We start from the raw sequence: 12883 nt of genomic DNA on the forward strand, positions 1-12883 counted from the left end.
CAACAGAAGAACCAATAATATTGGCAACATCACAAACACATAACTCATCATCTTGGCATAAAGCAAAGGAAATTTTTGCTCTATTTTCATCTGCAAGTGCTTTAAACAATTGGGCAACACTAGAAAGGTCTTCTTTTTCTAATTGACCTTGTATTCGATTGACTTTTTCCTCGTCATAACAATAAATTTCACAAGTATCTTTATTACTCATTAATATCGCTCCTTCTTATTCAAACGTTCATTTGATTATATTGTACTCCTTTTTCTTTATTATTCAAGTGAATGTTTGAATGAAACAATAAAAAAAGAATTGGACTCTTCCAATTCTCAATAACGTATATTATTTTCGGATATAAGATTCCCAAAGCGGGATTTGGGTGCATTTTAAAAGCTTAATACAGAAAAATTATAGACTTAATATTTCATTTATTTTTCCACTGCCTCCCAGATTTTTTGAGCAACAGGCAGACATTCTTCATCAGTGATATTCACATCAAAATATTTATTAAAGGTACTGCTAATTCCTGCTGCAAAAACATTTACAGATTCAGCTTTATTAAGTAAAGAAACAATTCTTCCTATTTCCATTTCATATTCATCATCAGGTGCTGATGGTAGCAAACCGATGGGGTCCCAATTATTAATGATTCTTTTGATTAATTTAAATGTTTTATCATATTTTTCTTTTAATTCTTTATTTGACAATGAGAATCTCTCCCTGAAAAAATATTCTAAAATCTGCTTCTTAAAAATTTACTCTTAATTAAAACATAAAAGTCCCCAAACCAACGTTTGGTAACATAATTATCTAATCCTGTACTCAAAATCGTATTTGTCCTTTTTTTATGTAATGTAGTATACCACACGAATATGACGATCCCTTATTCCACAATCTGGGCGCTTTAATTGAATATTCGCATCCCGAAATAATTAAACTCTTTTATAAGAACCAATCTAGATAAGTAAAGAACAAACTGTTTTGATTAAACTTTGTTTCAAACTTTTGGTTTCTTTCTGTATAAAATCAGCGTTTGCAACTTACTTTTAATCGAACTTTATTAAAATGCTACACTTCGAGCCACAAACACTCTAAAATACTGCATAAAAAAGACCTGCAGCAGATTGCTACAGGTAAATGGATATAACCGAATATTATAAGTCTAAGGTTTAAAACAAGCGTTGAGGGTTGTCTTTTGTGAAGTATCTAGCTCCAGCAAACTCAACCTCTTTAAATAAGTAATTTACGTCTTTTGAAGACATTTGCAACTCATGGCGGGCTTGTTCCAGGACAAACGCGTGTAATTTATTACTGATGTTTACATAGTCTTTCAAAGACTGTTTTCTTGATTCGTGAATTAAAGGTATGTTGGCACTCGTTAAGCCATTGAATGTTGCTAAAACGTCAGTAAAGGCGTCCTGAATTTGATCAAACGACTCCATTTGAATCCATTCCATTTCTCCAATGTGGTTTTCAAGTTGAAGCTGCTTAATAACGTTTGATGTGTATTCATATTGTTCAAATAATGTCATTGTGTTTTCATTTTGTAAGATCATTAAAGTTCCCTCATTTGCTATAAATTCATTACGATTGGATATCTTTAATGTTATTTTTATATATCTCTACTAATTCGTCAAATTCGCTCTTTTCAAGTTCTTTGCTATCTCTATCCGGAAGCGCTTTAATTTCATCTGAAGCCTCAGCAATTAAAAACTCTTCATTTGAAGTATGAACAGTACGTACTTCTGAAACTTTCCCTTCATTATCAAGTTGAATAATTAAAAGGGATGTTAATACGATATAGCTGTCTTCGATCTTAAGTTTGTCTTTAGTTAATTTATAAACCTTATTCATTAGAATGCCCTCCGCGTTAATTTCCAATTATTACTAGCTCACATAATTATAAATCAATGTGAGTTCATATTAACAGTATTTATTAACAATAGACATAAGAACTTTGAAAAATAACAAAAAATAATATGTGTTTTATAGTAGTTTAATAAAATTAAATAGATTGTTTTTAAACTGTAATATAAAGAATCTGTTTGTAAAATTACATAAAGTAATTCATATTATCATTTTTTCACTTTAGGTTTCGCCTCCGCGAATAAAAGCTTTAATTTCCCTTGTTCATATGGTGCCTCTAGTGCTAATTGAGCTTTGTATGGTTTTCCTTCCTTTGTGTTAAATGAAAGGACATTTGTTTTCCCTTTAGTTAGTAATTGTTCCAGCATCTTATCTGATACGGCTTTATTGTATTGGTTCGACCATAAGAAGAAGTCACACCCATTTTTAGTACCTGAGCAATTGATACGCTTTGCAGTACGTGTAAGGCCAGATTTACATTTTGGACACTCACCTATATAGTCGATCAGCTGCACATTGTCATTTGGTATCGATTTAATTTCCTCTACAGCTAACTTCACAAAGTTTACAATCGCATTATTGAATGTTTGAGGACTTTTTCCTTTACGGATATTCTCTAACTCGATCTCCCATTGAGCAGTCATTTCAGGAGAAGTTAATACCTGTATTTTTGTTTTACGTAATGATTCAACAATGAACGCACCTTTTTTAGTAATGGTTACTTTCTTTTTGTCGTAAGTTAAGTACCCAATATTCAATAGCTTTTCTACAGTTGCCGCAAGCGTCGCTGATGTACCTATACCGCGCTCTTTCAATTTCTCTTTCATTACAGGGTCCTTAACGATAGTTGATACATTACTCATAGCAAGGATTAATGAACCGTCTGTATAAGCAGGTGGTGGAGCTGTTTCCTTTTCTTCAATCTTTGCACCAATAATGTTAGCTGAACCAACTACGACGTTTGGTGAGCCTGTGAGCGCGGCATCATCCTCATTCTCCGCGCTTTCCTTCTCTTTATCCTTTTGGTTGGTTGGCAATAAAGCTTTCCACCCTAACTCAATCGTATCATTGTACGTTGAAACAAATAAGTGATCGCCCATTCGTGTGTGAATAGATGTGTTTTGGTATTTAAATGGCGGGTTGAAGTGCATAAAGCAACGTTCCAGGACCATATCATAAATCTTTTGCTCTTCATCACTTAAACCGGTCGGAACTTTTGGCTCTACTAAAATTCCATGATGGTCCGCAACTTTATCCGGCTGTACAATCCGCTTATTTGCTGCGTGTACATATTTCTTATCTGCATTTGCTGTTAAGTGAGGATAACGGTCTTTTAGCAAATCGAATGTTTCATGCATTAAAGGAATTTCGTTTTCAGTAATATACTGGCTGTCGGTCCGGATATAGCTTAAATACTTTTTCAGGTACAAATCATTTAGCACCTCTTGTATGTGTGGGGCTTTCATGCCGAATCGTTTACTTGCTGCAGCAATCGCGCTCGCTAAATCGAATAGCAAGGGCGCCGGTGTTGTTTTCTCTTGTTTCTCACTCTTAACAACATTCGCAGGTAATGAGCGGATCTGATTAATGATGTTCTCGACAACGGATTTCTCATATTCCTTTTCAGCTTTTAAATAACCGAGGTACTTTGTGTCGCCTTGCTGGAACTGAGCCAACAATGGATAGTACATACGTTTACTGAATTTTGTACGTTCCATTTCGCGGTCATAAACCATTGCCGCGACTACATTAATAATACGTCCCATGTTTAAAGCTCTGCTACCGCCCTCGCTATAATCGACACCTGCATCTTGGGCCCACAAAGTCATTGCACGTGATAATGAAAGACCAACGATCCAGTCACTAATCGTACGCGTTTCAGCACTTTTTAATAAATTTACTTGGCTCGGGTCGTTCCATGAAATCACGTTTTTATAAGCCTGCTGCAATGCTTTTACAGACATTGACGACACCCACATACGAACAATCGGCTTTTTAACACTTAACATTCGTAATAGATTGCCGGCGATTAATTGCCCTTCTTGGGCGGCATCACTGTTGACTACCACCCTTGTTACTTCTGGCTTTTCCACTAACTTTTTAATCACGCTCACCTGCGCTTTAATGCGCGCATCGTCGATAATTTCTAACTTAATACGGTCTGGAATCATCGGTAAGGTATGCCACGACCATTTTTCCCATACAGGATTGTATGATTTGGGGGCAGCCATCGTAAATAGATGGCCGATACACCAAGTTATAAGGATATTGTTGTTACAGACAATGTAGCCTTTTTCTTCTTTAAAAGAAGTTGATAGCGCTTCGGCGGTTGAAATACCGACCGAACGTTTTTCACATATGATTAAATCCATAAGTACTCATTCCATGTTCTTCATATAATTTTTCTGCTTCATAAAGTGTTCCTAGCAGTACCATCATGCGTAGTTTTGGGTCCCAACCTTTAAATTGTTGCTTCATAGCTAAGTAAAAACCTCCATTTAAATTATTAGAATTTTAAAAAAACGAAAAAAAGAAGCACCTCACCAATGTTTTGAAAACATTAGTAAAGTGCTTCTTTACGTTCGCCTAATTGACATCATATTAATATCAAATACTTGATGTAAATTATATCATAAAATCCGATAAATGCTATAAAAAAACGAGTTCGGAAGAATGAAAAAAAAAGGTTGGTACCGCGTATTTTACGTTGCAAATGCAGTCGCCTTTTGCATTGAATGTAATTTCTTCAATGTCGCCAGTTTTGTCAATTACAAACGGAAAGTAGTATTTCAGATAATCATATAGCTCAGTGTCCTTTTTGGGTAAGATGATACGACACGATTGACCTACATATATATCTTCGGGATTAACCGTACTGTCTTCCGTAACTGGCTCGTTTGAAGGCGCTACTTCGGTACATTCTTCCTTCATTTCAATGGGTTGTTTCGCTACGACTGATTCCTCAACAATTAGTATTGGAGGCTCTTTTTGCTCAATAGGTTTGCTAGCAGCAGCAATCTCTGAACTTGTAGCTGGCTCTATCCAGTCAAATAGGTTTAATTGTCCTGTCATTTCAATACTTCCTTTCTCTACGAGTAGAGTACAACAGTGTTTTTAATTACGCAAAAATCGAATGTTTGCATAATGTTAAGTCGTCCAATAAGCAACTATTGCAAACATAATACAAACAGTAGCGTAAACGTAGAGGGCTGATTTACTGTCAAATCGTTTTGGCTTTACAAAATGCCGTTTGGTACGTAATGTACAATCAATGCCCTCAAACAGTTTCTCGATTTCCTTTCCATGAGTATCCGGTGTAATGCTATCGGCTATCTCATAAATTCGCTTCTTATCACTTTCTTTATATCGGGCTACCTCAAAAAAGGTTCTCCCCTTATCGTCGAGCTTGAATAAGCCTCGAACAACGCCTTTATCGTCACAATAAAATTCCACTAATATTCACCTCGGTTATACAAAACTTTTTGTTTGAAGTTAAACAACGATTTATTACTGTAATGCTCACATAAATCTGGCATTTCCTTATAATTCGTTGAAATATATTTCGCTACAAACTTTCGATTGCTCATTTTTAAGATGGTGCTTAAATCTAATACATCCAAATTCATGTTGTGCCTATGCTTCAGTAAAACGATTGTATACGTGTATGATGTGCTGTTTGGATCTTGATCAACCTTCAGCACAACTTTTTCATTACTAAATTCCATTTGATAATACATTAATGAATCTGCAACCTGCATACTTTGGAAAGGCCCGTAAGGTAGGTGTTGAAGTTGTAACACCTCAGTTGGTACATTTAAGTCCGTATTGTCACGCTCAGTCACAATAAAGTCGTATAGTTCAGCCACACTTTGCAGCTGCGGTTTCAAGCTCAATCGACCTAAATACGTTTGTATGACAAGTACATCGTTCTCTATGGTAAAAATCGCAACAATGTCTTTATCTAAAATGAAATATTGAAATTTGGTTCCGTTTAATTGCTTGGCGTTGTACATTTCAACGCGGCTCGGCTCATACATGCAAATATATTTGATTAGATTAGCAAGTTGATCATATGTAGCGAATGGTCCGATTCGTTCATTCCAGCGACCAAAAGCATGATGTGATGTTTTTACATCATTAAATCGTGTAGTGCCTACGCCGTCTTTCCCTATAAAATCCCATTCCTTCGTTGATATTGAGTAAATGGTATCGGATAAACTTAGTAACCGCGCCTCTACAGCTGGTGCTATATCATGTATTTCATTTAATACGAATACACTCTTTTTCATATTCTGACCCCTCACATTCTTAAATTAAAAATATCGGAAACGTGTAGGTACAGCAAGTTTTATTATAGAGCTGCAGCATCTTTCACACATGAAATTGTGCCTGTTACTGCTTTAAATACATCTTTCTCTATCTCACTTTTGCTCATTAATGCCTTGCAACTTTCGTCAGAACGCTTTACTGCTTCGTATATTTCGGTTAATTGAGGACTCGCTTCGATTAGTCCGTCATTAAATAAATACTCCTGAACTAATGTATATGGCTTGTCACTTTCCCCCGTTGGCAAAAGAATCTGACCTAATACTTTATTTGCTGTCATTTCTTGAGGCTTATCAATTACAAATTTAACGTCCTTGTTCAGCAAGTATGATTCAAGCGCTTCATGGTACTTTTCGTCAATTGGTAAGTTTAACGTTGAAAATCCGACTTCAATTAAGCCTTCTGGATTCACTTGTAAGCCACCAGGTGTTTCTTCATCCCGGCGCGGCATACGTATTATAAGGGTATTGTCCTTTGTTACTTCAACTACCACGCCCTCTATTGAGCCGACGGCTGTTGTATTTTCTTCGTCGATCTTATCTAATTGTTTTTGTACCGCTTGTTTTTCCACCACAACTTCTTCATTGTATTTCGGTGATTCACAGGCACCTAATACGCAAACAGAAGCCATTACTACAGGTATTATGAGTTTTCTATACATTCTTACCTCCAAAATAAAAAAGCACGCAAATAAGCCCATATAGAGCGTATTTGCGTGCTTCGCAATTTTTGTTATTAATAATATGTAAGTTGTAATGCACTATAATTTTACTATAAGTATTAAAGTTATGAAAGCTTTTTTAATTGATACTTCGGTATGGAATCAATGTACCCGTATTCACAAAGCACATCCGAGACTAATTTTTTCATGTCTACTGCATGTACGTCACTCGCAGGAATTAAAGCTATTTTCCCAGTTTCTTTGTAAGTAATTAACGCGTAAAACGGAGAGTATAATTGATCTGTCGTCAAGGCGTATTCTTTTAAAATGAAAGGCTGCGTAAAATTGTTATATAGCTCTTCGTCGAGAATTAGATCACTTATTTGTAATTGAGTCTTATATTTTTTATTCCATGTACGTGAGATAGTTCGTTTATAATCTTTGATAAAGGCCACTACATTTTCGTATCGTTTAACCTTAATGTATTTAGACCACGTTGTTTCTTGGAGCTTCACGTTAAACTTTGATGTTACGATGATTTTTCCTTTTGTTTTTTCCAATTTATCTAGCATTGCGGGACTCCTCGATTGTTCATAATTATTCTTATATTGTATATCGTCAAAATTATTACATTTTAATAGTATTCTTCCATAACAAAATGTATGTGGAATTCATAAGGATAATTATAGAATTATAAAAGAAAAAAGCCAAATTTTCCAATGTACAACTTGGAAAACCTGAATTTTCTTATCTTTTTTATTGAAGCGGATATCAGATTACTGTGAAAGTAAACCGTTGAAATCTTCTTCTAAAAGAATTGTTACGCCATTATTTACAGCAGATTGATGTTTGCTAGTACCTGTCGCATCCTCACCCATTAATAAGTAATCCGTTTTCTTACTTACAGAACCACTTACCTTTCCGCCGAGCTTTTCAATAATAGACTTAAAATCGTCACGTGATTTCGATAGCTACCTGTAATTACGAAGACTTTACCTGTAAGTGATGAATTGCTTGCAGGTGCCACATAATCTGATTGTATTGTAAAACTTAGTGCCTTTAAACGTTCGATCTGATGAATGTTCATCGGCTCTTGGAAGAACTTTTCGAATTCTACAGCCATTTTATCACCAAAATCATCTAACTGAATTAACTTAAAGTAGAGTGCATTTGGTGTTTTAGCTACTTTCTAAAATTTCATCCATGTTTTTAAATACTTTTGAAATTGCTTTGGAAGCTGTCTGACCGTTCAGTTTAATCGAGAATCCGTACAATACTTGTGCCAGTGTTGAAGTTTTACATGCTTCAAGTCCAGCTACTAATTTATCGTACTTTTTCTCACCAAAGCCATCTAGCCCTACAATTACCTGTTTAAAACGCGGCAATTCGATAATGTCAGCCACCGTTTCAATTAATCCTTTGTCGTAGAATAGTTCAATCGCTTTTTCGCCTAAACCATCTACATTAAGGGCATTACGTGAAACAAAGTGCTCCAGCTTACCAACAATTTGCGGTGTACAGTTATCCGAGTTTTTACAGAATAAATGCTCACCTTCCTTAACTAATGTAGAACCACATTCCGGGCAGATCGTTGGCGGAACGAATTTAAACTCGTTGCCTGAACGTTGCTCAGGGAATGATTGTACAATTTGAGGAATTACATCATTGGCGCGGCTAACTAAAATATTGTCGTTGATCTGAATGTCTTTCGTTTCAATGTTGGCCAGGTTATGCAGCGTTGCACGGCGAATTTCTACGCCGTCAATATCAATGCAATTAAACACGCCTGTAAACGATAATTGACCCGACTTACCAATTGCGACAGCAATATCCGTCAGTTGTGTAATACCGTCCATTGAACTGAATTTAAAGGCAACCGCCCAACGTGGATGTTTGCTAGTAGTCCCTAGCTTTTAACGTAAGTCTAAGCGATCAAACTTCAATACCAATCCATCAATCATGTGTGGCAATGTTGGTCGTACCTCATGCTCATACTTTTCGATAAATTTAAGTAGGCGTTCAACCTCTATTAAGCCTTTTTGCTTTTTAAAGAAATAATGTGACTCCGAAAATTCAAAGCCGAGTGATTCTACAAAAGCAATACGTTCGCTGTCATATGTGAACTCCACGCCCTCAAACAGATTACCCTTTATCCATTTTAACAATAATATAGAAAACTATTTTTTATTTGTAGGGATTTCATTGCTCATAATCCCTTTTAATTTTTGTAGTTGATAAATAACAGCTTCTAAACTTTCAATCTCATTAAAAACTAAAGTAACCGGTGCTTCCCCTACATTCATCGTTTTTTGTTTGGTAGTAAATTCTTTCCCAATAGGTCTAGGTTCTATTTCTATGAATTCAACTACTCCTGACTTTTTAACATTGGACCATGCTATTTGAACACCAATATCTCCTGTTCCAAATATTATTTGTATATTCTCATTTTTTATTGGCATTACTCTTCACCCCTTTATCTTTAGTTTAGTAGTATATTATCCTTTTCGTGATGTATATGAACAACATTATTCCCTGTAACAAAAATGTTTGTATCACTAGTATTAACTTTTAAAATTCTAGCGATTGCATAACCAATTTCCCAGTCTTTCACAGGCTGCCTTACATTTGAAATACTGGCATGCTGTGCTTCTTTGGATTGGCTATAAATTATATAAGTACCCTTGCATTCAAAAACATTAACAGTTACTCCTTCTAAGGAATTTGCAGTGATTTTTACCACATCTTCTCTTTGTTTTGTTATATCCCTAAACATTCTTTCTTTAGCAAACGGATAATTAATGTTCATATTAATCCTCCCAATAATAATTTTATCCCTTAATCAAATATAGAACAAACGTTCCTGTTGTTCAATAAAAAAAGACCTCTACCATTTTTATAGGTAAGGTCTTTTCTAAAAGTATAGATTTAATGGTTTATTTATCTGGGAAAACAACCTCTACACTAATTGTTGCGCTAGATGAAGGCATACCAGATACTTGTGCTTTAACACTAGACCAAGCTCTTGGACTTCCGTCGCCGTTTCCGAACTTATTATAGCCAAATCCAGTTGTATATGAAAAAGTATTAGATGTTGGATATTTAGTAGGAAGACTTGTGCCTAAAGATGAGCCTGAATGTGCGTTAACTGTTCTATTTGATAAAACATAAACTTTTTCATCTGTAGACCAGCTACCGTATACTTTAGTTAGTTGGATCTCTGTGTTACTTGCTCTTAAATTATAATCTACGTTTATAGATGCAGTAACGCCCGCTTCTGTTTTCTTACTTCCAGCAGAATCAAAAAGGGAAATTTCAGAAGATGTTGGATTTTCTAACGGAATAAATACTTCATAACCAACGCTTCTTATTTCAACCTCCGATTGAGAATATGTTCCTATTTGATCATTTAACTTACTTTTTAATAAAATTGGTTTTAATAAAGTAGTTTCACCTGTCTCATCATTTGTAACACTAACTACAAATTTTGCCTCAGGTGCTTCGAATCCAGATAAACTACTGCTTGCTTGGGTTGAATCCATTCCTAAAAATCCTAAAAAAGAAAAAGCGACAATACTAGTAAAGATTTTTTTCAACATTTTTTTCATCATCCTTCCTTTTTTTTCCACGATAACATAAAAGATGACAAAAAACACTGAAAATTTAGAAGAATATTTTATATATTATATAACCAACAAATAAAACAATAATTAAAACCCCTGTTTCTTTTAAACCCATGCCAGTTAAGTTTCCACCCATTCCCCTATTTACCCCATCATTTAGAGATCCTGTAGGATTATTTTTTAATTCGTTTTGTCTCAACCGTTCCCTTTTTTGTTCTGGAGTTTCTTTTTCATTTGAATTCATATAACAAATCCCCCTTAAATTGTATTTTGATACAAATTATAACACTTTTATATAATAAATGAAGAATCGAATATGAAAATTTAATACTCTTCTTTTTGTACCATACCCTTAACCTTAAAATATTTGACAACAAAACAGATTTTTTAAGTTTCTATTTTATATATTTCTCACAATCAAAATTTATGGCAATCTACTTTAGGCAACGGGATTGAAATCATCCTTTGTGAATTTTTACAAGTGTACCAGCTGCTAGTGCGTCTACATCATCAGCTGTAATTGTACCTTCTTTTAATTTCTCGCGCCAAATTTTGTTGTATCCTGCTGCAATAGCAGCCTCAACAATAATCTTTCGACGTGCTGCGCTTGAGCGAGTTTCCTCATGCTCTGCTTTTAATACCCCTGAACTATACACTTTTTCTTCCTCCAATCCATTTAAAAATAATGAAATCTCGTCTTTGCGACGATCTACCAATCCTTTGAGCACCTTGCCACTTGCTTTTTTATATAGCTGCATGACACGGGTAACGTTTGCCCAATCCTTTGCATTTATAAAGCGTGTGAGCGTTGGGTCTTTGGCTAAAACATTTGCCCCTATGTTATAACAAAATGAAGCGAGAGCATCAAATTGATTTTGTGTTAATGGTATCTTTACATAATTAAAAATAGCTGAAGCATGCTCATTTTACTTGTTGCTTAAGTAAAATGAGTGCCTCTGCTTTAGTGATTTTCTCACCTTGTTTAACTGGAGTACCGTTTGGCCATTTAGTTAAACCGTAGCCTATTGTCCATATTTTTGCCGGACATAAATAAGCTGCAACGTAAAATCCTTCCCATTTTTGAATTAGGCTTATTCCAATTGTGGAAACTCCCATCTTAAAATGATCCTGATTGATCCATGGCCAAGGATCAAATGATGTTGGATAGTTGCCGTTTGCGTATTGGTATTGACCACGGTGCAACTCGAAGTGCAAGTGAATGCCAGTACCTATCCCTGTGTTCCCCATGACCCCAATCTGTTGTCCCTGTTTAACCGTTTGACCTGTTTTTACATTGAAGGTTTTTAAATGAGCATAAACAGACTCGTATACCTGGCCACCCATGTTATGAGTAATGATGATGTGCTTGCCGTAGCCACCCTTTGTTGTTTTAACCAAGCGTAATTACCCAGCAGCTGTGGCTAAGATTGGAGCCTTAGCAATTTTGATATTCACCAGCTCCACACCCGCATGTTTTTGGATTTTCCCTGTTACCGGATGTTTACGTTTTGCATGAAGGATTTAATATCCAGTATGTTTCAGAACGATTGGGCCATGAAACTGTACAAACAACAATGAGCACCTATGCGCATATTTTAAAAGAGCTTCGTGCAAAAGAAGATGAAAATATTTTGAAGCTATATAAACAAACTTATCGAAAACAAGAACAAAGACGTGTAGGTGAAAAATACCCACAAACATTGTTAAATTAATGTTTGTGGGTATTATCGATGAGGTGTAAAAGTTATAATAGATTTTTCCAATTATCATATTTAAAGTCATTGTTATATTGTAAATTAAATTTCTCCACCTTTATATCTTGAGGCAAGCCAATTCTACTATATAAATTTACATAGGCTTGATTTAAATGCTCTCTGTAGGGTGGTTGTAAACTCAGACGCTCTTTATTATTCTTCTCTATAAAACTTTTAAGAGACTTATAAGGTAAAATATATTCTTTTCTTAAGTTAACAATATGTGCATCCATTATTCCAATTTGATTTTCCTCATTTAATAGATACAAATCTAAAAAACCGCCTGACCGAAGTTTGTTTAGTAACTTATCAATTGATTTTCTCTTTTTATTATAATCTATATGAATCGGTGATTTATCAATATCCGCTAAATCTTCAATCCCTTGTTTTCTTGAGTCAAGAACGCTTAATATTAATTCATTCTCAATGTAACTATTTAATGGTACTAATTCACATACTTTAACAAAGTCTACTTTTTCTTGTTCTAAATCACAAGCTTGCGTCATAACAATTACATTTTTTCTTTTATATGCAGTTTTCATTAAACTTTGACTTTCTGCGTCAAATTGCGGGGCTGGAACAACTAAACCTAAAATAATATCACCTTGAGATATTTTATCTTGATTTGAGCGACTTTTATACCATGGATACGACAATT

General features: G+C 35.0%; 21 protein-coding genes and 1 pseudogene. 1 reads left to right on the top strand and 21 read right to left on the bottom strand.

Annotation, left to right across the window (positions count from 1 at the left end):
• The 20 genes and pseudogenes from B5473_RS04935 to B5473_RS21040 all read right to left on the bottom strand — a co-directional run.
• Window positions 1-211: pseudogene (locus B5473_RS04935) on the bottom strand (helix-turn-helix transcriptional regulator); the annotation flags it as partial.
• A 215-nt stretch (window positions 212-426) separates the two neighbouring features.
• Complete coding sequence (locus B5473_RS04940) at window positions 427-705, bottom strand: DUF1871 family protein (protein ID WP_065217344.1); 279 nt, start codon at window positions 703-705, stop codon at window positions 427-429.
• Window positions 706-1167: 462 nt separating this feature from the next.
• A complete protein-coding gene (locus B5473_RS04945; protein WP_065217345.1) occupies window positions 1168-1554 on the bottom strand; it encodes a hypothetical protein in 387 nt (128 codons plus the stop codon).
• A 28-nt stretch (window positions 1555-1582) separates the two neighbouring features.
• On the bottom strand, window positions 1583-1852 hold the full coding sequence (locus B5473_RS04950; protein WP_065217346.1) for a hypothetical protein: 270 nt from the start codon (window positions 1850-1852) through the stop codon (window positions 1583-1585).
• Between the two features lie 221 nt (window positions 1853-2073).
• The gene (locus tag B5473_RS04955) at window positions 2074-4236 is read right to left on the bottom strand and encodes a type IA DNA topoisomerase (protein ID WP_079523948.1); all 2163 of its coding nucleotides are present in this window, start codon (window positions 4234-4236) and stop codon (window positions 2074-2076) included.
• A complete protein-coding gene (locus B5473_RS21035; protein WP_269454599.1) occupies window positions 4217-4342 on the bottom strand; it encodes a hypothetical protein in 126 nt (41 codons plus the stop codon). Before B5473_RS21035 ends, B5473_RS04955 begins: the two co-directional genes overlap by 20 nt.
• Before the next feature lie 171 nt (window positions 4343-4513).
• Window positions 4514-4936 carry a hypothetical protein gene (locus tag B5473_RS04960; RefSeq protein WP_079523949.1) on the bottom strand — a complete coding sequence of 141 codons (423 nt, stop codon included), beginning with the start codon at window positions 4934-4936 and terminating at the stop codon, window positions 4514-4516.
• A gap of 380 nt (window positions 4937-5316) precedes the next feature.
• Window positions 5317-6153 (bottom strand): hypothetical protein, encoded by an 837-nt coding sequence (locus tag B5473_RS04970; RefSeq protein ID WP_065217351.1) that lies wholly within the window; start codon window positions 6151-6153, stop codon window positions 5317-5319.
• Window positions 6154-6215: 62 nt separating this feature from the next.
• Window positions 6216-6851, bottom strand: coding sequence for a hypothetical protein (locus tag B5473_RS04975; RefSeq protein WP_065217352.1), 636 nt, complete (start codon window positions 6849-6851; stop codon window positions 6216-6218).
• A gap of 125 nt (window positions 6852-6976) precedes the next feature.
• Window positions 6977-7423, bottom strand: a complete 447-nt coding sequence (locus B5473_RS04980) for a hypothetical protein (RefSeq protein ID WP_065217353.1) — start codon at window positions 7421-7423, stop codon at window positions 6977-6979.
• 204 nt (window positions 7424-7627) lie between these two features.
• Window positions 7628-7792, bottom strand: a complete 165-nt coding sequence (locus B5473_RS20765) for a BRCT domain-containing protein (protein WP_079523950.1) — start codon at window positions 7790-7792, stop codon at window positions 7628-7630.
• The gene (locus B5473_RS20770) at window positions 7765-7974 is read right to left on the bottom strand and encodes a hypothetical protein (protein ID WP_065217354.1); all 210 of its coding nucleotides are present in this window, start codon (window positions 7972-7974) and stop codon (window positions 7765-7767) included. Before B5473_RS20770 ends, B5473_RS20765 begins: the two co-directional genes overlap by 28 nt.
• Window positions 7975-8029: 55 nt before the next feature.
• Entirely contained in the window at window positions 8030-8707 is a 678-nt protein-coding gene (locus B5473_RS04995; RefSeq protein ID WP_065217355.1) for a hypothetical protein, read from the bottom strand.
• Between the two features lie 57 nt (window positions 8708-8764).
• Window positions 8765-8980 carry a hypothetical protein gene (locus B5473_RS05000; protein ID WP_065217356.1) on the bottom strand — a complete coding sequence of 72 codons (216 nt, stop codon included), beginning with the start codon at window positions 8978-8980 and terminating at the stop codon, window positions 8765-8767.
• 48 nt (window positions 8981-9028) lie between these two features.
• Window positions 9029-9310: a hypothetical protein gene (locus B5473_RS05005; protein WP_065217357.1), complete on the bottom strand. Its 282-nt coding sequence runs from the start codon at window positions 9308-9310 to the stop codon at window positions 9029-9031.
• A gap of 20 nt (window positions 9311-9330) precedes the next feature.
• Complete coding sequence (locus tag B5473_RS05010; protein WP_065217358.1) at window positions 9331-9657, bottom strand: DUF1827 family protein; 327 nt, start codon at window positions 9655-9657, stop codon at window positions 9331-9333.
• A 127-nt stretch (window positions 9658-9784) separates the two neighbouring features.
• Entirely contained in the window at window positions 9785-10447 is a 663-nt protein-coding gene (locus tag B5473_RS05015) for a hypothetical protein (protein WP_231918733.1), read from the bottom strand.
• A gap of 64 nt (window positions 10448-10511) precedes the next feature.
• On the bottom strand, window positions 10512-10715 hold the full coding sequence (locus tag B5473_RS05020) for a DUF6366 family protein (protein WP_065217360.1): 204 nt from the start codon (window positions 10713-10715) through the stop codon (window positions 10512-10514).
• A gap of 214 nt (window positions 10716-10929) precedes the next feature.
• A complete protein-coding gene (locus B5473_RS05025) occupies window positions 10930-11379 on the bottom strand; it encodes a lysozyme (protein ID WP_079523951.1) in 450 nt (149 codons plus the stop codon).
• A gap of 13 nt (window positions 11380-11392) precedes the next feature.
• Window positions 11393-11869, bottom strand: coding sequence for a M23 family metallopeptidase (locus tag B5473_RS21040; protein ID WP_139377682.1), 477 nt, complete (start codon window positions 11867-11869; stop codon window positions 11393-11395).
• A 110-nt stretch (window positions 11870-11979) separates the two neighbouring features.
• Here B5473_RS21040 and B5473_RS05035 point away from each other — a divergent pair, with 110 nt between their 5' ends.
• Window positions 11980-12183, top strand: coding sequence for a hypothetical protein (locus B5473_RS05035; protein ID WP_079523953.1), 204 nt, complete (start codon window positions 11980-11982; stop codon window positions 12181-12183).
• A gap of 32 nt (window positions 12184-12215) precedes the next feature.
• On the opposite strand, the gene B5473_RS05040 is transcribed toward B5473_RS05035, so the two are convergent.
• Window positions 12216-12881, bottom strand: coding sequence for a hypothetical protein (locus B5473_RS05040; RefSeq protein ID WP_079523954.1), 666 nt, complete (start codon window positions 12879-12881; stop codon window positions 12216-12218).
• Window positions 12882-12883: the final 2 nt, after the last annotated feature.

The sequence above is a fragment of the Solibacillus isronensis genome (genome assembly GCF_900168685.1).
Lineage (GTDB): Bacteria > Bacillota > Bacilli > Bacillales_A > Planococcaceae > Solibacillus > Solibacillus isronensis_A.

Bases quoted from the DNA above. Each gene is read 5' to 3' on its own strand.
- B5473_RS04975 (WP_065217352.1), bottom strand. From the start codon at position 6,851: ATGTATAGAAAACTCATAATACCTGTAGTAATGGCTTCTGTTTGCGTA.
- B5473_RS05020 (WP_065217360.1), bottom strand. From the start codon at position 10,715: ATGAATTCAAATGAAAAAGAAACTCCAGAACAAAAAAGGGAACGGTTG.
- B5473_RS04960 (WP_079523949.1), bottom strand. From the start codon at position 4,936: ATGACAGGACAATTAAACCTATTTGACTGGATAGAGCCAGCTACAAGT.
- B5473_RS04950 (WP_065217346.1), bottom strand. From the start codon at position 1,852: ATGAATAAGGTTTATAAATTAACTAAAGACAAACTTAAGATCGAAGAC.
- B5473_RS04995 (WP_065217355.1), bottom strand. From the start codon at position 8,707: ATGGACGGTATTACACAACTGACGGATATTGCTGTCGCAATTGGTAAG.
- B5473_RS20770 (WP_065217354.1), bottom strand. From the start codon at position 7,974: ATGGCTGTAGAATTCGAAAAGTTCTTCCAAGAGCCGATGAACATTCAT.
- B5473_RS05015 (WP_231918733.1), bottom strand. From the start codon at position 10,447: ATGTTGAAAAAAATCTTTACTAGTATTGTCGCTTTTTCTTTTTTAGGA.
- B5473_RS05005 (WP_065217357.1), bottom strand. From the start codon at position 9,310: ATGCCAATAAAAAATGAGAATATACAAATAATATTTGGAACAGGAGAT.
- B5473_RS04980 (WP_065217353.1), bottom strand. From the start codon at position 7,423: ATGCTAGATAAATTGGAAAAAACAAAAGGAAAAATCATCGTAACATCA.
- B5473_RS21035 (WP_269454599.1), bottom strand. From the start codon at position 4,342: ATGAAGCAACAATTTAAAGGTTGGGACCCAAAACTACGCATGATGGTA.
- B5473_RS05010 (WP_065217358.1), bottom strand. From the start codon at position 9,657: ATGAACATTAATTATCCGTTTGCTAAAGAAAGAATGTTTAGGGATATA.
- B5473_RS04970 (WP_065217351.1), bottom strand. From the start codon at position 6,153: ATGAAAAAGAGTGTATTCGTATTAAATGAAATACATGATATAGCACCA.
- B5473_RS04945 (WP_065217345.1), bottom strand. From the start codon at position 1,554: ATGATCTTACAAAATGAAAACACAATGACATTATTTGAACAATATGAA.
- B5473_RS04955 (WP_079523948.1), bottom strand. From the start codon at position 4,236: ATGGATTTAATCATATGTGAAAAACGTTCGGTCGGTATTTCAACCGCC.